Origin of the sequence: Methylosinus sp. C49, assembly GCF_009936375.1 — a bacterium.
GTDB lineage: Bacteria > Pseudomonadota > Alphaproteobacteria > Rhizobiales > Beijerinckiaceae > Methylosinus.
In genome coordinates, this window is the sequence record NZ_AP022332.1 from 2,252,633 (window position 1) to 2,272,994 (window position 20,362).

17 protein-coding genes are annotated in these 20,362 nt (G+C 62.6%); 7 read left to right on the top strand and 10 right to left on the bottom strand.

Going from position 1 to position 20,362, the window contains the following annotated elements:
- Window positions 1–29: 29 nt before the first annotated feature.
- The 3 genes from GYH34_RS10685 to GYH34_RS10695 form a co-directional block, all read right to left on the bottom strand.
- Window positions 30–920, bottom strand: coding sequence for a cupin-like domain-containing protein (locus tag GYH34_RS10685; RefSeq protein ID WP_161913557.1), 891 nt, complete (start codon window positions 918–920; stop codon window positions 30–32).
- A gap of 177 nt (window positions 921–1,097) precedes the next feature.
- Window positions 1,098–1,322, bottom strand: a complete 225-nt coding sequence (locus GYH34_RS10690; protein ID WP_161913558.1) for an MbtH family NRPS accessory protein — start codon at window positions 1,320–1,322, stop codon at window positions 1,098–1,100.
- A 45-nt stretch (window positions 1,323–1,367) separates the two neighbouring features.
- Window positions 1,368–2,888 (bottom strand): diaminobutyrate--2-oxoglutarate transaminase, encoded by a 1,521-nt coding sequence (locus GYH34_RS10695; protein ID WP_161913559.1) that lies wholly within the window; start codon window positions 2,886–2,888, stop codon window positions 1,368–1,370.
- A gap of 1,050 nt (window positions 2,889–3,938) precedes the next feature.
- On the opposite strand from GYH34_RS10695, the gene GYH34_RS10700 reads away from it, so the two are divergent.
- From GYH34_RS10700 to GYH34_RS10710, 3 genes are all read left to right on the top strand, one after another.
- The gene (locus GYH34_RS10700) at window positions 3,939–4,820 is read left to right on the top strand and encodes a sigma factor-like helix-turn-helix DNA-binding protein (RefSeq protein WP_256367047.1); all 882 of its coding nucleotides are present in this window, start codon (window positions 3,939–3,941) and stop codon (window positions 4,818–4,820) included.
- Window positions 4,821–4,903: 83 nt separating this feature from the next.
- Entirely contained in the window at window positions 4,904–7,198 is a 2,295-nt protein-coding gene (locus GYH34_RS10705; protein WP_161913561.1) for a TonB-dependent siderophore receptor, read from the top strand.
- 406 nt (window positions 7,199–7,604) lie between these two features.
- Window positions 7,605–7,991 carry a helix-turn-helix domain-containing protein gene (locus GYH34_RS10710; RefSeq protein WP_161913562.1) on the top strand — a complete coding sequence of 129 codons (387 nt, stop codon included), beginning with the start codon at window positions 7,605–7,607 and terminating at the stop codon, window positions 7,989–7,991.
- Between the two features lie 281 nt (window positions 7,992–8,272).
- On the opposite strand, the gene msuE is transcribed toward GYH34_RS10710, so the two are convergent.
- The 4 genes from msuE to GYH34_RS10730 all read right to left on the bottom strand — a co-directional run bounded on the left by msuE (window position 8,273) and on the right by GYH34_RS10730 (window position 12,240).
- Window positions 8,273–8,806 (bottom strand): FMN reductase, encoded by a 534-nt coding sequence (gene msuE / locus GYH34_RS10715; protein ID WP_161913563.1) that lies wholly within the window; start codon window positions 8,804–8,806, stop codon window positions 8,273–8,275.
- Between the two features lie 51 nt (window positions 8,807–8,857).
- On the bottom strand, window positions 8,858–10,024 hold the full coding sequence (locus tag GYH34_RS10720) for an acyl-CoA dehydrogenase family protein (RefSeq protein WP_161913564.1): 1,167 nt from the start codon (window positions 10,022–10,024) through the stop codon (window positions 8,858–8,860).
- Window positions 10,025–10,038: 14 nt separating this feature from the next.
- Entirely contained in the window at window positions 10,039–11,199 is a 1,161-nt protein-coding gene (gene ssuD / locus GYH34_RS10725) for an FMNH2-dependent alkanesulfonate monooxygenase (protein WP_161913565.1), read from the bottom strand.
- 165 nt (window positions 11,200–11,364) lie between these two features.
- Window positions 11,365–12,240, bottom strand: a complete 876-nt coding sequence (locus GYH34_RS10730) for an amidohydrolase family protein (RefSeq protein ID WP_161913566.1) — start codon at window positions 12,238–12,240, stop codon at window positions 11,365–11,367.
- Window positions 12,241–12,512: 272 nt separating this feature from the next.
- Between GYH34_RS10730 and sfnG the strand changes: the two genes are divergently transcribed.
- From sfnG to GYH34_RS10745, 3 genes are all read left to right on the top strand, one after another.
- Window positions 12,513–13,625 carry a dimethylsulfone monooxygenase SfnG gene (sfnG, locus tag GYH34_RS10735; protein WP_161913567.1) on the top strand — a complete coding sequence of 371 codons (1,113 nt, stop codon included), beginning with the start codon at window positions 12,513–12,515 and terminating at the stop codon, window positions 13,623–13,625.
- Window positions 13,626–13,698: 73 nt separating this feature from the next.
- Window positions 13,699–14,883 (top strand): acyl-CoA dehydrogenase family protein, encoded by a 1,185-nt coding sequence (locus tag GYH34_RS10740; RefSeq protein WP_161913568.1) that lies wholly within the window; start codon window positions 13,699–13,701, stop codon window positions 14,881–14,883.
- Between the two features lie 55 nt (window positions 14,884–14,938).
- Window positions 14,939–15,772, top strand: coding sequence for an OmpW family protein (locus GYH34_RS10745; RefSeq protein WP_161913569.1), 834 nt, complete (start codon window positions 14,939–14,941; stop codon window positions 15,770–15,772).
- A 58-nt stretch (window positions 15,773–15,830) separates the two neighbouring features.
- Here the strand turns inward: GYH34_RS10745 and GYH34_RS10750 are convergent, their stop codons facing one another.
- Window positions 15,831–17,825 (bottom strand): sigma 54-interacting transcriptional regulator, encoded by a 1,995-nt coding sequence (locus GYH34_RS10750; RefSeq protein WP_161913570.1) that lies wholly within the window; start codon window positions 17,823–17,825, stop codon window positions 15,831–15,833.
- Between the two features lie 328 nt (window positions 17,826–18,153).
- On the opposite strand from GYH34_RS10750, the gene GYH34_RS10755 reads away from it, so the two are divergent.
- Entirely contained in the window at window positions 18,154–18,354 is a 201-nt protein-coding gene (locus tag GYH34_RS10755) for a hypothetical protein (RefSeq protein ID WP_161913571.1), read from the top strand.
- A gap of 2 nt (window positions 18,355–18,356) precedes the next feature.
- Here the strand turns inward: GYH34_RS10755 and GYH34_RS10760 are convergent, their stop codons facing one another.
- Together GYH34_RS10760 and GYH34_RS10765 are read right to left on the bottom strand one after the other, a co-directional pair.
- A complete protein-coding gene (locus GYH34_RS10760) occupies window positions 18,357–18,971 on the bottom strand; it encodes an MFS transporter (RefSeq protein WP_161913572.1) in 615 nt (204 codons plus the stop codon).
- Window positions 18,972–19,046: 75 nt separating this feature from the next.
- Window positions 19,047–20,357, bottom strand: a complete 1,311-nt coding sequence (locus GYH34_RS10765) for a PepSY-associated TM helix domain-containing protein (RefSeq protein ID WP_161913573.1) — start codon at window positions 20,355–20,357, stop codon at window positions 19,047–19,049.
- Window positions 20,358–20,362 lie beyond the last annotated feature (5 nt).

The following is a 20,362-nucleotide window of genomic DNA, read 5'->3' on the forward strand; positions in this document are numbered from 1 at the left end:
TCCGTATCGGTCGGAAGGGCCCGTGTTCGTCACGACACGTAGTTGAGATAGGCCTTGTAGTACGGCAGCACGCGCGGAACGGGGACGTTCGCCCACATTCCGAATGCGAGGAGCGCGTTGTAATAGACGTTCTTGATCGGCATCCCGCGTGCGAGCGCCAGCACGCCGCTCACGGCGCTACGCTTCGTATGCCAATCGACATTGAAGGATAGCGCGCAGTCGAGGCTTCTGACATGGTGCAGGGTTCCCGGCGGCATGTAGAGGAGGTCGCCGGGACCGACGACGACGACGGCGCGCGCAGCGTCTCTATAGAGCGGATAGAGACCATGGTCCGGCTTTTCGACATCGACCTTGCACCAGCGCCAGTTGTACGGATAGCAGCGCTTCAGCTCCCGATGCGGCAGCAGCGTGAAGCGCTTTCGGCCCCATATCTGGAAGAAGAGATTGTGAGTGAGCAGACAGTCGAAGTGCAACGGCGTGATGCTCGACGACGGTCCGAGAAACATCTGAGCGAAGGCCGTCCAGCGGGGGCCGTACCAGGCCGGAAAGAAGTCGCAGGGAAAGGGCGCAAGATCGCGGTCGGCGCGCCGAAACAGGGACGTCAGCGGAACATCGTGAAGATAGGCGGGCGGCTCTTGCGCTCGTCCCGCCCGTTTCGCTTCTTCATATCGCTCCGTCGCGTCGAGATAATCGCTCAGGGGCATTCGCTCGACGCGGATTCCGCCGCCGGTCCATCTCTTGAGCGATGCAATGTCTTCGCCGGCGGTCCTGCGGAGATAGTCCAGAGTCCAATCCGTCGCGGCCGGGCAAGCGTTCAACGCGCCCCGCACGACGACCGGCCGGCCGGGCCGGACGTAAGAATTCATGAAGTCTTTTGGAGACAGATCGGCCAGCTCATCGATGTCATAGGTCTGCGACATTGTGGCTTCCGTTGGAGCCGGGCCGGGCCCCGAGCGTCACGCTCCGGGCCCGTCCTCGATGAAAGGAGCGAGATCGACGGCGTCGATGCGACGCGAATCGCAGGACATTCGCCGCCGCGCCGATCGATTGTCATTCGCGCGATGAAGCGACTAGGTCTCGTCGTAGCAGCACGACATCTAGCTTCGCGGAGGAGACGCCTCCTGCATTCGGTGACGCAAGCTGAGCGGGCGCATGTCTGTCCAGACCTCTCGAATGAAGTCGAGACAATCCGTCTTCGAGCCGGTTCTCCCCACCGAACGCCACCCGCCCGGAATCGGTTTGTGTTCCGGCCAGATCGAATATTGTTCCTCTTCATTGACGACGACCGCATAGGTCGCGTTGTCTTCTTCGTCCCACGCCATGACTTTCCTCTCGTTTTCTCGAAATCCGACTCGGCTTCCGTGTCCTCAACGACGCGGAGAGGACACGCGGATTCGATCGACGGCCTTCACGGCCGCCTGGAATCTGTCGAGAATTGCATCGATATCGCTGCTGCTCACGATGAGTGGAGGGAGGAAGCGCACGACCGACGAGAACCGTCCGCCGAGCTCCAGAATGAGGCCTCGACACAAGCACTCGTGCTGAATCTTTCGCGCGATCTCCGGAGCCGGCGGCTGCGTCCCGCTGTCGGACGGGCCGTCATCGACGATTTCCACGCCCACCATGAGGCCGCGCCCGCGCACATCTCCGATGAAACATGCGTCGTCGGCGATCGCCTCGAGTCCCTGGCGAAGACGATGGCCCATCTTCGCGGCGTTGAGATCGAGCCTTTCGCGCAGGATATGGCGGATCGTCGCGGCGCCGGACGCGAAGGCGAGCTGATTGCCGCGAAACGTCCCGGCGTGCGCGCCGGCCTTCCATATATCCAGATCGCGATGATAGACGACGACCGATAGCGGAAGCCCCCCGCCGATCGCTTTCGACAGCACGAGCACATCGGGCGTCACATCCGCATGTTCGCATGCGTATATGCGCCCGGTACGGCCGAGACCTGTTTGCACTTCGTCGAAGATCAGCGGAATGCCGCGCCGTTTCGTGATGTCTCGGATTCTGCGCAACCAATCGTCGGGCGCCGGGTTCACGCCGCCCTCTCCTTGCACGACTTCGAGAATCATGCCGGCCGGCGGCAGCACGCCGCTGTTCGGATCATCGAGGAGAGTCTCGATATAGCGCGCTCCCATGGCCGCCCCGGCCTCTCCGCCCAGTCCGAACGGACAGCGATAATCCGAAGGATAAGGGAGAAACTGCACTTCCCCGCCGAGCCCGCCGACCGCGCGTCGCGGAGTTGGTTCGCCGCTGACGCCGAGGGCGGCGTGCGTCATTCCATGATAGGCTCCATGGAACGACGCCACGCCTCGCCTGCCCGTCGCGGTCTTGACGAGCTTGAGCGCCGCTTCGACCGCATCCGCGCCGGACGGACCGCAAAATTGAATCTTGAAGTCGTCGGCGAATTTTTCCGGAAGACTGTCGAACAGCTCGCGGGTAAATCGATCCTTGAGCGGTGTCGGCAGGTCGAGCGTCTGAAGCGGCGCTTCCTCCGAGAGGGTCGCGCGGATCGATTCGACGACGATCGGGTGATTGTGTCCGAGCGCCAACGCCCCGGCCCCCGCGAGGCAGTCGATATATTCGCGACCATCGGTGTCCTCTACGATGACGCCGCGGCCTGCTCTGAGGGCGATCGGCAAGCTTCGCGGATAGGTCCTCGCGCTGGATTCGATTTCCGCCTGCCGCGCGAGATAATGATTGCCGAACGAGGCATAGAGAGGAAAGGAGGCGTGATCGCCGCCGGCGTCCGCATTCCGATCTTCGCCGTCCGAAAGGCGATCCAATACTCGCACGCCTCTGTCCGACTCGATATCGAATTCGGGATCTGTCTGCACTGTCGACGACGCGAGGCTGCTCGCGAACGCATCTGACGATTTGGACATTGTGCACCCCCATAGTCGCCGCGCGACAACGGACCTTTTCCGTCGGCGTACGCATTCCCGCTGACATAGACGTTCGCGGCGTGACGAATGTGCCAACTATTTTTCGGCGCCTTCTCGAAATTCTCGCGCCGCTGCCTACGATGGGCGGCGTTCGTCGCTTCGACAGCGACCCGCTCTCGAAGAGTCAGCGCATTGTTTCTCGATCGCGCACGACGCGAGGCCGGCGCTCGCGGATGATGGCGCATGGAGATCGCGCTCGGCGCGACGAAGGGCGCGAGGCAGTAGATTGCGCAGCTGCGGGCATCGTGTATAGTCGAATTGCATTGAGCTGCGACGGGCGGGGACTCGGCATGTTTCGTCGATTTCTCTTCGCGCTCTTGTGTTGTGTTCACGTCTTGGGGCTGTTCGCGGTTTTCACTGCGACGCTCTCGGGAAGAGACGGCGTCTCCCGATACCAGACATGCTCGGAGAAGGGCGCTTCGACCAATCATCGGGCGCTGGACGCCTCGCGCCCGCTGTGTCACGGCTGCGCTCTATGCGCGTTTGGTTGCGACGTTTCGTTATTCGCTTCGAGCGACGGACGAATGACGGCCATTCGCTGTCCGTTGCGACGTCGAAGATGAGCGGGCGCGAATCTCGTGCTTCGCTCAGCCTGCGCGGGCGCGCCTATCGCGCCCACGCGCCTCTGGTCTGACCTCTTCTTCTCACATCCGCTTCCAAGCTTCGTTTTCACTTCGCGATCGAACGACGCCGCGGCCTCGTTCGACGGTGAGGCGTCGAGTCGGAAGCGAGGACTGCGAAGACATCATCCAGGACTCCTATCTGAGGCTTCTCGAGCTGGAAAAATTCCGAAAAGATTGTCGATCTGCGCTGCTATCTGTTCCGCATCGCATCGGACATGGCGATCGATTGGTCGCGACGGAGACGAATTCGCATGGCCTATCTTGTCGAAGGCGCGGAATTCGACGAGGCGACTTGCGAAGATTTCGCCGGCATGCGCGCCGTTGAAATACGATCATATTGCAGCGTGTGCTCCTCGGCCTCGCATAGCTGCCCGAGCTCTGTCGCGAGATGTTCCTGCTCAGCCGTCTATACGGCATGAGCTACCTGGAAATCGCTGAACGACTGGGCGTATCGTTGCGGACTGTCAACCGCAACATCGGCAGGGTCGCAGACCATCTTCTCCAAATCGTTGTCGACAACAAGACGGGCGTCAGCGGATGCGCAGAGCAGCTGTCGAGGTCCGAGCGCAAGATGGCCGCGTCGCAGAAGCCGCCTCCGCCGATCCGCAGCTCCAGATGGACGAAAAGGAATGGATTTGAGGACCGCCTTCGGCGCTGGCGCGAGGGGAGGGCGACGTCGAGCATGGAGAAGACGGTGAGAATCGTGTCTGGAAAGGCTTCGCGACGAGCCCGAACTTCGGCGCGTCGGGAGTGGTTGCTCTGTTGCGACACCGCGAGAATATTTGCGCGATGGTCTACTGTGGCTATTGATTTTCCAAATTCCCCTTATGTAATATGGCGTGTTATGCGATATCTGTTGCAACGAAAGCGATTCTCATTGCGCTCGGTAATGGCGAGCGTGACGCTTTGCCTGTTTCTGCTCCAAGGGCTCGCAACTTCCATTCCGTCGTTGCTCGTCGGCGACGCTGCGGCCGGTGTGACCGCTTCGATAGACGGCCGATTCTGCAAGACACATTTCGGCGATGGCGCTCCTGCGCAGGATCACCGTAGCCACGCCCTGTGCTGCATCGGCTGTGTGAGCAATCGCGACGCATCGCCGCTTTTCTTCGCCGCGCTGTTCAGCATCGACGCCTATTCGTTGCCAGAAGCAGTCGTCTCTAGCGCCCGCTTTTCGATGGCCAACTCAAGGGGCCCTCCGGTCGGCTGGATCACCTCCTGGTCGTCGCGCGCCCCGCCCCTTTTCTCCTGATCCGATCGAAGGCGTCGGCCTGAAGGCCGACCAGTTTTCTGTTCGTTCATAACGGCTGCAAGGGCCGTATCGGGAGTCGCATCATGTTTCGCTCGACATTGTCGCGCGGCGTTTCCGCCGGCGCGCTTACGCTCGTTCTTTTCTCTTCGGCCACGCGCGCGCAGGAAGCGCTGCCGACAATCGACATAGCCGCTGCGCGTCCGACCGGCGGCTCCGAGGCGGGCCGAGGTCCCACCGAGCCGAAGACGCCGGAGCAAGGTTATGTCGTGCGCAACGCCACGACCGGCGCGAAGGCCGATATTCCGATCCGGCAGACGCCGGTCTCCGTGCAGGTGATCCCCAAGCAGGTCATTCAGGACCAGCAGATCACGAACGTCCGGGAAGCGATCGAAAATGTTTCTGGCGTGCGCTCGAACAGCAACGAGCTGGAAGGATATAATTTCACCATCCGCGGCTTTCGAAGCCTCAACATCTATCGCAACAACCTTGCCATCCCGAGCGGCGACAGCAATCCGAGCGGTTTCGACACGGCGAATTTGGAACGTATCGAGATTTTGAAAGGCCCCGCGTCGATTCTCTTCGGACGCGCGGAGCCGGGCGGCATCGTCAATCTCATCACGAAGCAGCCGCTCGACGAAAGACGGATCGTCGTGGAGCAACAATTCGGCTCCTACGACCACTACCGCACGCAATGGGACGTCACCGCGCCCGTCGCGGAGGTTCCGGGTCTCGCCTATCGCATTTCCGGCGCCTATCAGAACAATGGCTCGTTCCGCGCCTTTCAGGGCGGAGAGCGGGTGCTCGTCGCCCCCGTGGTGAGCTACCGCCCGAGCGACTGGACGGAATTCACCGTGGACACGCAGTACCTCGGTCAGCGGGCGCAGAGCGACACGGGCTTTCCCGCTTTCGGCGCCTATCCGGCCCCGCTTCCCCTGAGCCGCTCGTTTCAAGAGCCGAACGATCCGCGCGATCACATCGAGAGCTTCAGCGTCGGCTATACGTTCCGTCAAAACCTCGAAGAGAATTGGAAGCTCACAAATAGATTCAATTACGCGGCCACTCCGACCTTCTCAAAGCCAAATCTCGTTGGTAATTGCGCCGACGATGCGTCTTGCGTGGACAAAGACGGCAGAAGCCTGCAGCGTGCGACGCAATATCAATTCATGTCGGGCGAAACCTTTTCGACCAATATCGATCTCGAGGGCAAGTTCGACGCGCTCGGCGGACGGCACATATTTCTGATGGGGCTCGACTACGTCAATAGCTATTATGATTACTATTATAGCAATGGCGCGGGCGTCTATTCGATCGACGCTTATGCGCCATTATACGGTACTGTTCCCTCGTCCGCCTATCAGGACGCCGTGATCGGGTCCGGCTATAAGTCGCACTCTTCCAATCTCGCCCGTCAGAAGGGCTTCTATGTCCAGGATCACGTCACCTGGTTCGACACGCTGCATCTGATGCTCGGTGCGCGCTACGACGTTGCCGATGTGACCGGCGGCGTTTCGGAGGGAGGCTATGATCCCGTGACGGGCGCGCCGCTCTACGACGCCACGAAGGACTTGGCCATCGCTGACCGGCTCAAAGCCAGGACGAGGGTCGACAAGGCATGGAGCCCGCGCCTCGGATTCGTCTACGACCTCCTCCCCGAATTGAGCGCCTACGGCAGTTATTCGGAATCTTTTGGCCTCAACAATGGCTTGTCCGCCTCCGGCGAGGCCTTTGCGCCACAACGCGGCAAGCAATGGGAAGTCGGCCTCAAGGCCGAGCCGATGCCGGGGCTCACGGCGACGCTCGCATTCTACCAGATCACCAAATCTGGCGTGCTGACGCGCGACTATTCCTCGCTCGACCCGAATGTGCGGACGCCGGCCGGCCTGCAGCGCAGTCGCGGCGTCGATCTCGACATCATCGGCCGTGTGACCGACCGCATCGCCATCGTCGCCAATTACGCGCACATCGACGCCAAGGTCATCGCCGACAGCCCGAAAGAGCCGCTCGATCCTTATGGAAGCGGCTTTCTCTACGCCCACCTCGTGAACGCGCCACGCCATTCGGGCAAGATTTTCGCGACATATGACTTTGGAGACAATGGCCTCGGCTTGCGGATCGGCGGCGGCGTCACGGCGGCGACGCATTCCTGGGGCGATTTGCAGAACACGTTTCTCATTCCGGGCTGGGCCCGGCTCGACGCCTTCGCGAGCTATACGACCCTATACGAGGGCCACAAGCTCACCGCGCAACTCAATTTGCGCAACATCAACAATGTTCGCTATTTCACCGGAGTCGATACTTATTTCAACGCCAATTCGCGTTTCAATCTGTTCGCCGCGCCGCCCTTCACGGCGGTCGGCACATTGCGGATCGAATGGTGAAGCGGAATTGGTCCCTTCCCCATCAAAGATGACGAACGCCGCGCGCCAGGGGTGAATGACGCGCCGATCGCGCGTCCCGCTTCCGGCGTCCTTCGCTCGCCGATTTTCAGCCGAACTCGACGATGCCGAGTTCGGCGCTGGCTTTGCGCAAGCTGCGAACGCCGCCTCGCACCTTCGTGCTCGAGCCCTCTTCTGAGGAGTGAGCGTCATGGCGCTCGCCTTCTGCGTTCTCCTGCATCGCGGGGGCGGCCTCGCCATTCCGATATTTCTCCCAGATGGGACTCACGGGCGGTCTGCGCGCTTTCTGGAACGAGCTAGCTCCTTCCGAACCGCATGAATCGTTTCATGATTCCCGAATCGGGCTTTCTCTGATTCAAGCTATCCGCCGCGGAAAGACGCGGCGGGAATGGCGCTTTCCGATGATCTTCGTGAGCGGGTGCTAAAGGCTGTTGTCGAAGAAGGGATGTCGCGCAATGCGGCGGCCGAGCGGTTCGGGGTGAGCATTCCGAGCGCCGCGCGCTGGGTCGAGCGCTTCGAGACCACAGGTGAGATATCTCCATCGCCGAGCGGGGGAGACCTGCGCTCGAAGCGGATCGAAGCGCATCGCGACTATCTCCTCGGCCTTGTTCGTCGCACGCCGGACATCACCCTGCTCGAGATCGAACATCGACTGCTCGATGCTTTCGGCGAGCGGTTCTCGTCGTCGGTGCTGTGGCGCTTTTTCGATCGCCATGACATATCGTTCAAAAAAAGATCGCGCATGCCGAGGAGCATCAGCGCCCGGATGTGCTGACGCGTCGCCACGCTTGGTTTTCCGGGCAGCTCGACCTCGATCCTGCGAAGCTCGTCTTCATCGACGAAACCGGCGCCTCGACCAATCTCACCCGCAAGAGCGGGCGCTGCCGACGCGGAAAAAGTGAACCGCGCCAGGGCTCGCGCGGGTCGTCGCGCGGTCTTTTGGAATGATGATCGTGTCGGCGACGGCAGGTGGAGGCGGCAGTAGGTTGCCTGCGTCGAACGGCTTAGGAGAAGAGGAGCGCCGGAGGCTTCCGGTGATGTGAAGCGCAGCTACCGTCAGTGCTTCAAATGCTCTATCCCTCGTGTGACAGCGAGTCTGATGCGTTCCTTCAGAGCGTCGCTGCTCACCTCATAATTCGTGAAATCGCTGTCATTGGCGTAGACGCCGACAGGTAAGGTCAGCGATTGGAAAAAGGCGAACAAGGGCCGCAATTGGTGATCGATCACCAATGAATGTCGATCGCTGCCGCCCGTCGCGGCGAGCAGAACGGGCGTGCCGATCAGCGCCTCGTGATGGACGAGATCGAAAAGATGCTTGAAGAGGCCGGTGTAGGAGCCGCGATAGACCGGAGTCGTCACGACCAGCGCATCCGCGGACTCGATTTGTTTCACGGCTTCGCTCACCGACGGGGGAGCGTCCTTTGCCGAAACGACTCCGGCGAGATCGGCGACGAGATCGGCGACCGAGATCGTATAGGCTTCGATCGTTGTCGATACGGCGATTTCCATCGTGATCGCTTGCGCGAGAGCGGCGGCGCGTGACGGGTGTCCGAGGCCGCCGGATACGGCGACGAGCTTTATCGCGGTCATATCGTCTCCTGTCTGAGGACTGTGAACGTCGGCTGTGGCGCTGCGCGCTGTTCATGAATAGAAGGAAGGCGTCGGATAGGCGCCGTTCAGCGCGAAATCGCCGAGCTCCTTCAGCTTGTGATCGAGCGGATCGTGAAGCGTATGCGTGCGCGCATTGCGCCAGAAGCGGTCGAGACCGGCGCGGGCAGTCGTCGCGCGCGCGCCCGTGATGTCGAACATGCGGCCACCGACGTCGAGCGCCGCGCGGGCGCTCGCGACCTTGGCGGTCGCCACATCGATCGCAATGGCGCCGCGTTCTTGCGGCGTGATCGCGTCGCCGCGCGTCCAGCCGCGTTGAAAAGCCTGCACGGCGCGATCGACCAGCGCCTCCGCCCCGCAGACCTGCGCCCAGAGCTCGCCTGCCGTATGGAGAGTGAACGGATCGCCGCCGATGCGCGCTGCGCCATCGCTCGGCAACTCCCGCACATAGGCGATGGCCGAATCGAGCGCGCCACGCGCCAATCCGACATAAATGCCGACGAGAATGAGCTGCGCGAGACATGGCCGCAAGGCCGCGAAAGGCGAGCCGAGCGGCCCGGGCGAGACGAGCAGTTCGTCTTCACGCACCTCGACCGCGTCGAAGGACACGGAGCCGCTATCGGTCTGGCGCTGCCCCATATTGTCCCAATCGTCGTGAATCCGAACTCCGCCGCGCCCGGTCGGAATGACGGCGATCTTCAATTTCCCCCGATCGTCGAGCGCCGAGACGACGAGCATGTCAGAATCGCTCGCGCCGGAACAAAAGCTCTTCGCGCCGTCGAGCCGATAGGATTCGCCATGCCGGCGCAGCCGCAAACGAGAATCTTTCGGATTGACCGCATTGCCCCAAAAGCAATTCTCGCGAACCGTCTTCTCCATGGCGCGCCGCGTCTGCTCGGCCGTGCCGAAGAATTGGAGCGTGGCGATCATCAGATGATGAAACGCGAAAAGATGGGCGAGCGAGCTGTCGACCGCCGCCATTCGCCGAATAATGGCGAATATCTCGACCCAATCCGCGCCGCCGCCGCCGAATTCGTGAGGGATGGAGAGGGTCAGCAGGCCGCTGTCGCGAATGAGATCGCGCTCGTGCTTGGCCGTGCCGCCTTGCTTGTCACGTTGTGCGGCGTTCGAGGCGAGCACGGCGAGCAGACTCTCGAGCGCAACAGCGGTCGCGTGGATCTCGACGATGCGGTCAGACATTTATGATGCGCTCCTCATGCCGCCGCCGAAGGCGCCGCGTCGGGCTTCGCCGCAACGCTCCCAAACGGACCGGTGATCTTCTTGCCCGGCAATGTCCCGCGCGCCTCGACTCCGAGCCTCGGAAACATGAGCTCGGCGAAACGATAGGCCTCCTCCAAATGCGGATAGCCGGAAAGAATGAAGCTGTCGACGCCGAGCGCTGCATATTCACGCAAGCGCGCCTCGACCTGCGCCGGATTACCGACGATCGCCGTTCCTGCGCCGCCCCGCGTCAATCCCACTCCGGCCCAGAGATTGGGGCTTATCTCGAGGTCCGCGCGCGTGCGCCCTCCGCCTTTGCGCAATTCGAGCATTCTCCTCTGGCCGATCGAATCCATTTTCGCGAAGGCTTTCTGCGCCTCCGCGATGGCGCTATCATCCAGGCGGCTGATGAGGGAGTCCGCCGCCGCCCAGGCTTCGTCTTCCGTCTCTCGAACGATCACATGAAGCCGCACTCCGAAGCGGGGCGCACGTCCGAACGCCGCCGCGCGACGCCGCACATCCGCGATCTTCTCGGCGACCGCGGCGGGCGGTTCTCCCCATGTCAGATAAGTGTCGACAGCGCGCGCTGCGAGCTCGTGCGCGGGTTCCGAGGAGCCGCCGAAATAGAGCGGGGGCCTCGGGCTCTGCACCGGCGGAAACAGCAGCTTGCCCTTCTCCATATCGAAATGCGCGCCGTGAAAATCGACGCTGTCATCTGTGTGGCTCGCGTGAAGAAGCGCCTCCCATGCGCGCACGAACTCCGCCGAGACGGCGTAGCGAGCCGCATGATCGAGAAAGAGGCCGTCCCCGGCGAGCTCGCTCGAATCGCCTCCGGCGACGAGATTGATCAGCAGACGCCCGCGCGACAGACGATCGAGGCTCGCCGTCATGCGCGCCGCCAGCGCCGGTTGCACCAGGCCCGGCCGCAAGGCCACGAGAAAGCGCAAGCTCTTCGTCGACTCGATCAGGCTGGCGGCGACGATCCACGGATCTTCGCAGGAGCGTCCGGTCGGAATGAGAACGCCGAAATAGCCGAGGCTGTCGGCGGCGATCGCTATCTGCCGAACATAATCGAATGTCGCTGTCCGCGCGCCTTCCTCCGCGCCGAGATAGCGCGAGTCGCCATGCGTCGGAATGTACCACAAGATTTCCATGATCCGATCCTGTTCGCCTTTTCGAGCGCCGCCATAGGAGAGATTTTTGCAATTGTTGGCCGCAAGAGACGGGCCAATTGCTGGTCCCTGAATCCCCGATCTTTTTGTCCTTCGGCTGTTGCATTCGAAGCAATTCCGACCCGCCTCTGCGTCAAGCGCAACAGCTCATGCCAGATCGAGGCGCAGCAGGCGCGCGGCGTTGCGCCACGCGACTTTCTCGATCACTTCCTCGTCTAGGTCGAGGCGCAGGAAATCGGCGACGCTCTGACCGAGAGGGCGAAACGGATAGGACGAGCCGAACAGGACTTGATCCGCGAGACATCCGCTCGCTGCATCCGCGTAGCGCCGGCCGCCCGGCGCGAAGAGATACATGTCCGGCGACACGAAGACATTCTCGTTACGAAAGGCGACGCCGATCATCTCGTCGATATGCGGGTAGAAAGCGTGGCAGCAGATGATGGGAAGGGTCGGAAAGGCCCTTGCTATGCGATCGACGGCGAGCGGATCGTTGAGCCGTAGGTCCGGCGTCGTCGGACCAGACATCATGAAGACCGGCGCGCCGATGTCCGCGCAGACTTCGTAGACGGGAAACAACGTCTCATCCTCGTGAGAGATCGGCTCCCCCAAAAAAGCGGGATCGACATTGACGCCTGCGAGCTTCAGCTCCTTCAGGCAGCGCTCGGCCTCGTCGGCTGCGCCTCTGCCGGTGAAGAGTTGCGGGTCGACCGAGCCGACGCCGATCAGGCGCCCTTCCGACGAGCGAGACAGCGTCGCCAGCACATCATTTGAAATCCGCACGCTCGGCGTGCTGCGTCCCACCATGACAGCGACGTCGATCTCCGCCGCATCGAGTTCTCGACAAAACGAAGGAAGGTCGGGCGCTCGCGTGAAGTGGTCGATATCCTCGGAGCCCAGGCGGCGGTTCATCCAGCGCACGGTTTCGAAGTCGGCCGATCCAGGCTCCGCTCCGAAGAAGGAATGAAGGAATGATGGTCGCGCGCGCATGTCGACGATATGCCGCGGGCGGTTCGATCGTGTCATTCGAAGGTCCTCTCGACGTGCCTGGGAAGTAAGCGCATCGCAATCGAGGCGCCGGATCGGGACTCGGCGGCCTATCGCAATCGCATTGTTGCATGTGCAGCAGCGCCGCGCTTCGACTGTTGCGAATGCAATCGCCGTCCCCCGTGATAATGCGAAAAATCGTAATCACCGGCCGAAAAATGGGTGGCACGCGCCGTGCTCATTCATAGACGATCGATGCGCGGCCGCGTGACTACTCGGCGACGCGCACGGGCCATCAGGGAGACTTAAGGATGAGCGGCGCTTCTTCGTCTTCGGAGCATCAAAAAGCGGAGGCGATCAAATTCGCCTATTGGGTTCCGAATGTCTCGGGCGGCCTCGTCATCAGCAAGGTCGAGCAGCGCACGAGCTGGGATATCGATTATAATCGCAAGCTCGCGCAGATCGCCGAAGCGTCGGGCTTCGAATATGCCTTGACCCAGATTCGCTTCACCGCCGGCTATGGCGCCGACTATCAGCACGAGTCGGTGAGCTTCTCCCATGCGCTGCTCGCGGCGACCGAGAAGCTCAATGTGATCGCGGCGATTCTTCCCGGCCCGTGGCATCCCGCGGTTGTCGCCAAGCAGGTCGCGTCGATCAGCTGGTATACCGGCGGACGGCTCGCGGTGAACATCGTCTCGGGATGGTTCCGCGGCGAGTTCCAGGCAATCGGCGAACATTGGCTCGATCACGACGAGCGCTATCGGCGCTCGGAGGAGTTCATCCGCGTTCTGCGTGGCGTGTGGTCGCAAGACGATTTCAGCTTCGCAGGCGATTTCTACCGGTTCCGCGCCTACACGCTGAAGCCGAAGCCCGTCAGCCCGCCGGAGATATTCCAGGGCGGCAGCTCGCGCGCGGCGCGCGACATGGCGGCGCGCGTCTCCGACTGGTATTTCACCAATGGCAACACGATCGAAGGCATTCAAAAACAGGTCGACGACATTCGCGCCAAGGCCGCGCAGAGCGGTCATCGGGTGAGGATCGGAGTCAACGCCTTCGCTATCGTGCGCGATACGGCCGAGGAAGCGCGCGCCGCGTTGGACGACATTCTGAACCATGCCGATCCGGATGCGGTTCGCGCTTTCCACCACGAGGTTCAGAACGCCGGCGCGGCTTCGCCGGAGCGCGAAGGCAATTGGGCGAAGTCGAGCTTCGATGATCTCGTCCAATACAATGACGGGTTCAAGACCAATCTCATCGGCTCGCCGGAAGAGGTCGCCCAGCGGATATTGGATATCAAGGCGGTCGGCGTCGATCTCGTCCTTCTCGGATTCCTGCATTTTCAGGAGGAGGTCGAGTTTTTCGGCAAGCGCGTCATTCCGCTCGTGCGCGCGCTCGAGGCCGAGCAAGCCCGCTTGGCGGCATGAGCCTTTCGAAACGAGACACGTCGATCGGAACTGCGCATTGATCCGCAATGGCAGAATAAACTGAGGCACGAAAATGTCGGAAGTCAACAGAGCAGAGGCGTTCGAGCGGCTCGATCGCGTCATCGAGACGGTGATCGCCGGCAATGCGGAGCGCAATGACGAGCAGGCGCTGTTCCCCGCCGAGAATCTCCATGCGCTCGCCGAAGCCGGATGGACCCGTGCGCTGGTCTCGCCGGAATATGGCGGGCTCGGACTCGATCATACGGCCTTCGCGGAGGCCGCCTATCGCATCGGACAGACGGACGCCTCGACGGGCCTCGTTTATGTGATGCATGTCGGCGCTGCGCAAACGATCAATCTCTACGGCACGCATGACCAGAAGCTGCGCTGGCTGAAGCCACAGGACGGAAAATATCTGCTCGGCACCTATTCGACCAGCGAGCGCGCCTCTGGCGGACACTGGTGGTATAATTTTTCGCAGGCCTCGCGCGACGGCGATGATTATGTCGTCAATGCGGAAAAGTCCTTCACAACCTCGTCCGGCAAGGCGGATTACTACATCACCCAGACGCGCACGCCGGACGCGCGTGATCAATCGGATATCTCCTTTTTCATCGTCGATGGGAAATCGCCGGGCATCACGCCCGGGCCGTGGAACGCGCTCGGCGTGCGCGGAAATCATTCCGGCCCGATCCGCTACGAGGGCGTGAAGGTCGCGCGGCGCGATCGTCTCGGCGAGGAGAATCAAGGCAAGGAGATCATCTACAATGGCGTGTCGCCGGTCTATCTGATCGGCCTCGGCGCCGTGTGGGAGGGCGTTGCCCGCGGCGCTCACGACGCCGCCGTGGGGCATATCAAAAATTCGCTCCACAAGGACACGAGCAAGCGTCTCGCCGATTACCAGGCGATCCGTCAGGAGCTCGCCAAGCCGAAAGTGCTGATCGAATCGCTCGGACCCTGGCGACGCGAGCTCGCGGCGGGGCTCGATGCGCTGTGGTTCGCAGGCAAGCCGCAAGCGGAGCTGCTGATCGCGCTCACCGAATTCAAGGTTCATGCCTCCGAGACCGCCAATCTCTCCGCCGCGGCCGCGCTCACCGTCACTGGCGGCTACGGCTACAAGAAAGGCGCGCTCGAGCGCTATTTCCGCGACGCGCGCGCCGGCATCGGCATGGGGCCGTCGAACATCATCGCGCGTGACTGGATTGGCAAGACGGCGGTCGGTCTGCCGCTCGAGCTGTTCTACGAAGGCGGCGAATAGCGAAAGGCGTCTTCGCCATTCGTCTCGTTTGTTTCCAGCTTTTCGAGGAAAGAAGATGAATCTCCCGTACCGCGTCATCGGTGCGGCGAGCGCGCTCGTCTGCGCGAACGCCGCCTTCGCCGCCGATCTGCCGTCTCGCGCTCAACCGCAGTCGGCGACGATCTCGACCGTCGACTATCAGCCCTTCCAGATCAGGCTGCGGGCGACGGCGATCGTTCCCGATGGCGGCTTTTCCGTTTTCGACCGCTTCGGAACCGTGCCGGCGGTCACTGGAATCGCCGCCGGCGTTCCTGGCGGCCAGATCTTCGGCGCCGGCGTTCACGCCTCCACATCGATCATTCCCGAGGTCGATCTCAGCTATTATTTCGACGAGCATTTCGCCATCGAGACGATTGCCGGCTACACGCGGCACACTCTGACGGCGACGGGCTCGCTCGCCGGCATTCCGGTCGGCGCGACGAATCTTCTGCCGGTGTCGCTTCTCGGCCAATATCACTTCACCCAATTCGGCGCCTTCCAACCCTATTTCGGCGTCGGCGTCACATGGGCGGTTCCCTATGGATATAGCCCTGGCAACGGCTGGACGCCTCTCGGCACCGCGCTCGGCTTCACCGGCTATGATTCGGTGCGCGCGCTGCAGATCGGAACCTCCGTCGGCGTCGCGGGACAGATCGGCTTCGACTATATGATCACGCCGAACATCGGCGTGAATGTCGATCTGAAACGCATCATGGCGGAGCCGACCGCCTATGCGACGATCTATAATTCCGCGCTCAATCAGAACATCTATGTCAAAGTGAAGTCGAACATCGATCCTTGGCTCGCCAGCGTCGGCGTAACTCTGCGCTTCGGCGGGGCGTCGGCGCAGCCGATTCTCGCCAAATATTGACGCCGGCGCGCGGATCATTGGTCGATTGCACGCTCCGAGTCGGAAGCGCGTGGCGCCGTCAAGCGCCTCGCCAAACGGCGCCTTCTATCGAGACGCGAGCGGGCAGTTGGCCCGCGGCGAAATAGCCGTCGGCGATCGATTGCTGCTGGCCGATGACATGGAAATCGAGCGGCTTGGGCTCGAAGTCGAGCCGGTGCAGATAATGTCGCGCCACCTGCCGATCCAGATGCAGGCATCGCGCGACGGCGCCGAGCTCGGCTTCGGCGCGCTCGCGCGGCGTCTCGCCGAGCGCGCGGATTTCGGCGAGGATCGCGTTTACGATCTGCGGCTGGCCGCAAGCGAAGTGTCGGCGCGCGACATAGAATTGATGGTTCTCGACGAAGCCTGAGCCATCGAGGAGAACGTGAGCCTTGCTTCCCATGCGGGCGGCGCTCAGGAGCGGCTCCCAAATCGCCCATGCGTCGATCGCGCCGTCACGCAAATCCTCGAGCAGATCGAGCGTCGGAGGGACATAGACCGGCTCGATGTCATCGCGCGACAGACCGCGGATGTTGAGCGCGGTCGTGAGAAAATGATCGGCGTTCGACCATCGGCTGAAGGCGACGCGCTTGCCTCTCAGATCGTCGATCGAGCGGAGACGCGGATCGACGACGACGAGGGCGACATCGGTCGGGGCTGGCGATTCATAGCCGACATAGAAGAAGGGAACGCCCATTGCGAGCGCGAAGACCGGCGCGGCCTCGCCGGTGACGCCGATGTCGATCTCGCCGCGGCCGATCGCGTCGAGAACAGCAGGCCCGGCGCTGAACTCCCGCCATTCGGCGCGATAGCCGAAGGGTCGAAGATGCTCGTCGAGCGAGCCGAGCGCCTGCAAGGCCGCGAGCGTGCCGAATTTCTGAAAGCCCAGCCGGACGACATTGGGCGCGCTTCGCGCGGGCGTCCGCTTCTGGTCTCGCGATTTCTCCGGCCGGCTCTTCTTGCGTGGAGCAATGACGCCCATATGGCCGAGATGGGTGCGTAGCTCGTTGCGGCTCATGCCGAGCCGATCGGCGGTGTGGACCTGATTGCCGCGCTCGAGATCGAGAGCGACCGAGACGAGAGCACGGGTCACGCGGTCGAAAAGGTTCTTCTCGCCCTGCGTGATCGCGGTTTCGAGCAGGCCGCGCAGGCGCGTCTCGAAATCGGCGACCTCTTCCGCATGCGGCGCGTCGAACGTCTCGACGATCGGCACATCGCTTATGTGCGTCTCCGGCGTCAGCAGCAGCGCATTGTGCAGCACATTCTCCAGCTCGCGAATATTGCCGGGCCAATGATAGGCGGTCAGCTTCGCGAGGGCTTCGGGCGCGAGCACGGGCATCGGGCGGCCGAGCTTCGCGCCATAGAGGCGCAGAAAATAATTGGCGAGCGGCTCGATGTCGCCGCGTCTCGCGCGCAGCGGCGCGAGATTCACGGTCGCTATGGCGAGGCGATAGAAGAGGTCCTTGCGGAAGCTCCTGGCGGCCACCGCCGCCTCGAGATTCACATTGGTGGCGGCGATCAGCCGCACATCGATCGGCCGCGCCTTACGCGAGCCGACGCGCACGATCTCGCGCTCCTGCAAGACGCGCAGCAGCTTCACCTGCATGGCGGGGGGAAGATCGCCGATCTCGTCGAGCAGCAGCGTCCCGCCATGGGCGGCCTCGAACCAGCCGGTCTCGCTTCTCGCGGCGCCAGTGAACGCGCCCTTTTCATGGCCGAACAGCTCCGCCTCGACCAGCGTCTCGCTGAAAGCGCCGCAATTGACCGCGAGGAAGGGGCCGTCCTTGCGCGCGCTATGGGCGTGAATGTAGCGAGCGACCAGCTCCTTTCCGGTGCCCGTCTCACCGATGATCAAAACGGTTGCTTCGCTCGGCGCGACCCGATGCAGATCGGCTTTGAGCCGCAAGGAGACAGGATCCTCGAACACCATGGCCGAAGCCCGGCTCGTCGCTCCGGGCGTCACTCCGGAAACGGTCTCGATTCCGGTCCTTTTCTTGTCGGTGACGACCACCGAGAAGGAAGAGGGGCTGAACATGCTCGGCGCCTCGATGCGTCAATACTTTGCCTTTGTCCGGCATTTTGCTGGACGTGAAAGGCAGTCGGGATTTCACGGCGGCTTATATGTTGACTAAAATACTAGACAAAGTCAACAAACGTGCCTCGAGACGGTGCGAGGCGACTTCGCGTCGCTCACGCCACGGCTGGCTCGACTCGAGGCGGCTTCTCCACGCGTAGGAGATCCGTCAGTCGATACCCAGCTTGATCTCGATGATCGAGGCGATATTGCGCAAGCGTGGATTAGCGCGTCATCTCAGACGCGTGACCTCGATCGTGACGGCTGGCGTGGACCTCGCCCGATCGTCTTGCAGATCGTCTTGCAGATCGTCCTGCAAACGCTGCGGGTCGGCGTGTCGAGCGCGGAGAAAGACGCGTCCATCAGTGGCGCGTCCTGCGCGCAGATGCGCCCAATCGTCTTATTGGCCTTGACGCCGCCAGGGAAGCAATTGCGCGTCCTCCTGGAACACCAGCGCCATCGCGCAATCGAAACGCGGCGCGCCGAATAATGCTAGGCAGTCTCGCCGGGAAGGATTTTCGGGAGCGATTGCCGATCGAGGAGATTTACGCCGAGCGCCGCGAGCGTGCAGGCGCCGAGCAGGATCGCCGCGTTGACGGTGTCGGCCCGTCCGATCCAGGTCGCGACGACTGGCGCCAGAACGAGAAGGGCGCCATTGTTCGTCGATTCCGATGACGCCAATACGAAGCCCGCGTCAGACCCAGCTCGGCTCGCTTGAACGGCGGTGTTGGCCGGGGCGGCGAGGCTCGAGGCAAATCCCCGAAGAGCCAGAAGGATAATTGCCGATACATGGCTCGACTCTTTCGCCAGGAACGCGCTCTGCGCAAAGAAGATGAGGCCGATGGCGAAAACCAGCACAGTCTCGGGCCGCCCAGCCGAGGCGGTCAGCCGCCCGACGGCTAGGTTGCCTGCGGCGAGCCCGAAACCGAAGGCTGCGACCGAAAGGCCGATGACGCCGGTGGAAAGACCGTAGCGGCTACGCAGAACCTCGCCGGAGATCAGATGCCCGGCGATCGTCGCGCCGAGCCATAAACCCTTGGAAAGGTTTGGCCTGAGGATCGCGCCGTCGAGCAATCGGGCGGCCGACGCTTTGACCGGGCGACTCACGGATGGAGCGCACGCTCGCCCCGGTCCTCTTTGCAACGTCTCCGATCTTCATCCGCGTCGGATGCCGAGCGCGCACTATGGCTCGCTCGGGTCGGGCTTGCGCTGGTTGGAAGACGACGATTTTGCCGCGGACCTCTTCTTCCACCAGATATAGACTCCCGTCACGGAGAGCATCGTGATGGCGAGCCCCAGGACGCAGACGAAGATGCGATAGGGCAGGCCGAAGACGCGCGCCATATGCAGGGCGGCGAGCCAATTGGTGACAGTGTCGCCGCTGCGCAGCCCCGACGGCAGGCTCAACGTCACCAGCTCGCCCGTATAGGCGTCGAAGAGAACGGAAGTCGTCGCGGTGCGTTCGCCGATATCCAGGCTCGATCGCACGCGATATTGAATGAGGCCCTTGGCCGGCTTGAAGTAGAGCGCATCGGCTCGCTCGATGGAAAAGCCACGCTCTCGCGCCTGCTCGGCCATCAGCCGCTCGCCGACGGCCTGCGCCTCCTCCCATTCGAGCATTTTGCTCGCGTCCTCGCGCGGCGGCTGCGCGGGCCATTGCCAGGGCGGCGGCGCATAGTCGAAGACCAGCTTCGTCACGCCGGTGTAGACGCTGTTCAAATTGAAGAAGACACTGGACCAGGCGAAGACGAGCAGCATCGCCCACAGCCACAATCCGCCGGCGCGATGGAGATCGAAATTGATGCGATAGAAGGAGCCGGAGAGCTTGACGAGAAAGGCCGGCTTCCAGCGCGTGAAATAGCCGCGCGAATTGCCGGGGCTCGCGCGCGGCAGCGTCAGATAGAAGGCGACGAAGCAATCGATCGTCCATAAGAGCGCGACGATTCCGAGGATCCAGGCGCCGGTCGAATCCATCGCCAATTGATAGTGCAAGCTATAGATGAAAGGCATGATGTCGGCGGCTCGGGTGGGAAGCGCGCCGAGACGGCCGCGACGGCCGAGATCCTCCCCCGTCACCGCGTCGAGCATCACCGCGCCGAAGCCGAGCGGCTCGGCGCCCGGCGCCGCCTGCATGGTGACGCGGGCCGCGCCGGATTCGCCGCCGAGATAGACGGCGACCGCGCGCGCCTGCGGAACGAGGCTCTCCGCGCGCCTCGCGAGGGCGGCGGGCGGAAGCGTCTCGCCATGCAGTCCCGGATAGGCCTCCGGCGCGATCCAATGGCTCAGCTCCCCATAGAAGGCGAGCAACGCCCCGGTCAGTCCAACCAGGATCAGAAAGCCCGCCGTGACGAGGCCGACCCAGCGGTGGAGCCAGACGAAGAGGCGACGCGCGTCGGCGCGCGTCCGTGTATCGGCGGCGCTTCGCGCCGAATTGGCCGGCGCCTCATCCGCGCCGGTGGAAAGGGGCCGTAGCTCGGTCGAGATTTGCCGCATCTCTT

Bases quoted from the DNA above. Each gene is read 5' to 3' on its own strand.
- GYH34_RS10710 (WP_161913562.1), top strand. From the start codon at position 7,605: ATGGCGCTTTCCGATGATCTTCGTGAGCGGGTGCTAAAGGCTGTTGTC.
- GYH34_RS10765 (WP_161913573.1), bottom strand. From the start codon at position 20,357: ATGCGGCAAATCTCGACCGAGCTACGGCCCCTTTCCACCGGCGCGGAT.
- GYH34_RS10695 (WP_161913559.1), bottom strand. From the start codon at position 2,888: ATGTCCAAATCGTCAGATGCGTTCGCGAGCAGCCTCGCGTCGTCGACA.
- GYH34_RS10740 (WP_161913568.1), top strand. From the start codon at position 13,699: ATGTCGGAAGTCAACAGAGCAGAGGCGTTCGAGCGGCTCGATCGCGTC.
- GYH34_RS10685 (WP_161913557.1), bottom strand. From the start codon at position 920: ATGTCGCAGACCTATGACATCGATGAGCTGGCCGATCTGTCTCCAAAA.
- GYH34_RS10750 (WP_161913570.1), bottom strand. From the start codon at position 17,825: ATGTTCAGCCCCTCTTCCTTCTCGGTGGTCGTCACCGACAAGAAAAGG.
- ssuD (WP_161913565.1), bottom strand. From the start codon at position 11,199: ATGGAAATCTTGTGGTACATTCCGACGCATGGCGACTCGCGCTATCTC.
- GYH34_RS10705 (WP_161913561.1), top strand. From the start codon at position 4,904: ATGTTTCGCTCGACATTGTCGCGCGGCGTTTCCGCCGGCGCGCTTACG.
- GYH34_RS10690 (WP_161913558.1), bottom strand. From the start codon at position 1,322: ATGGCGTGGGACGAAGAAGACAACGCGACCTATGCGGTCGTCGTCAAT.
- msuE (WP_161913563.1), bottom strand. From the start codon at position 8,806: ATGACCGCGATAAAGCTCGTCGCCGTATCCGGCGGCCTCGGACACCCG.
- sfnG (WP_161913567.1), top strand. From the start codon at position 12,513: ATGAGCGGCGCTTCTTCGTCTTCGGAGCATCAAAAAGCGGAGGCGATC.
- GYH34_RS10745 (WP_161913569.1), top strand. From the start codon at position 14,939: ATGAATCTCCCGTACCGCGTCATCGGTGCGGCGAGCGCGCTCGTCTGC.
- GYH34_RS10720 (WP_161913564.1), bottom strand. From the start codon at position 10,024: ATGTCTGACCGCATCGTCGAGATCCACGCGACCGCTGTTGCGCTCGAG.
- GYH34_RS10730 (WP_161913566.1), bottom strand. From the start codon at position 12,240: ATGACACGATCGAACCGCCCGCGGCATATCGTCGACATGCGCGCGCGA.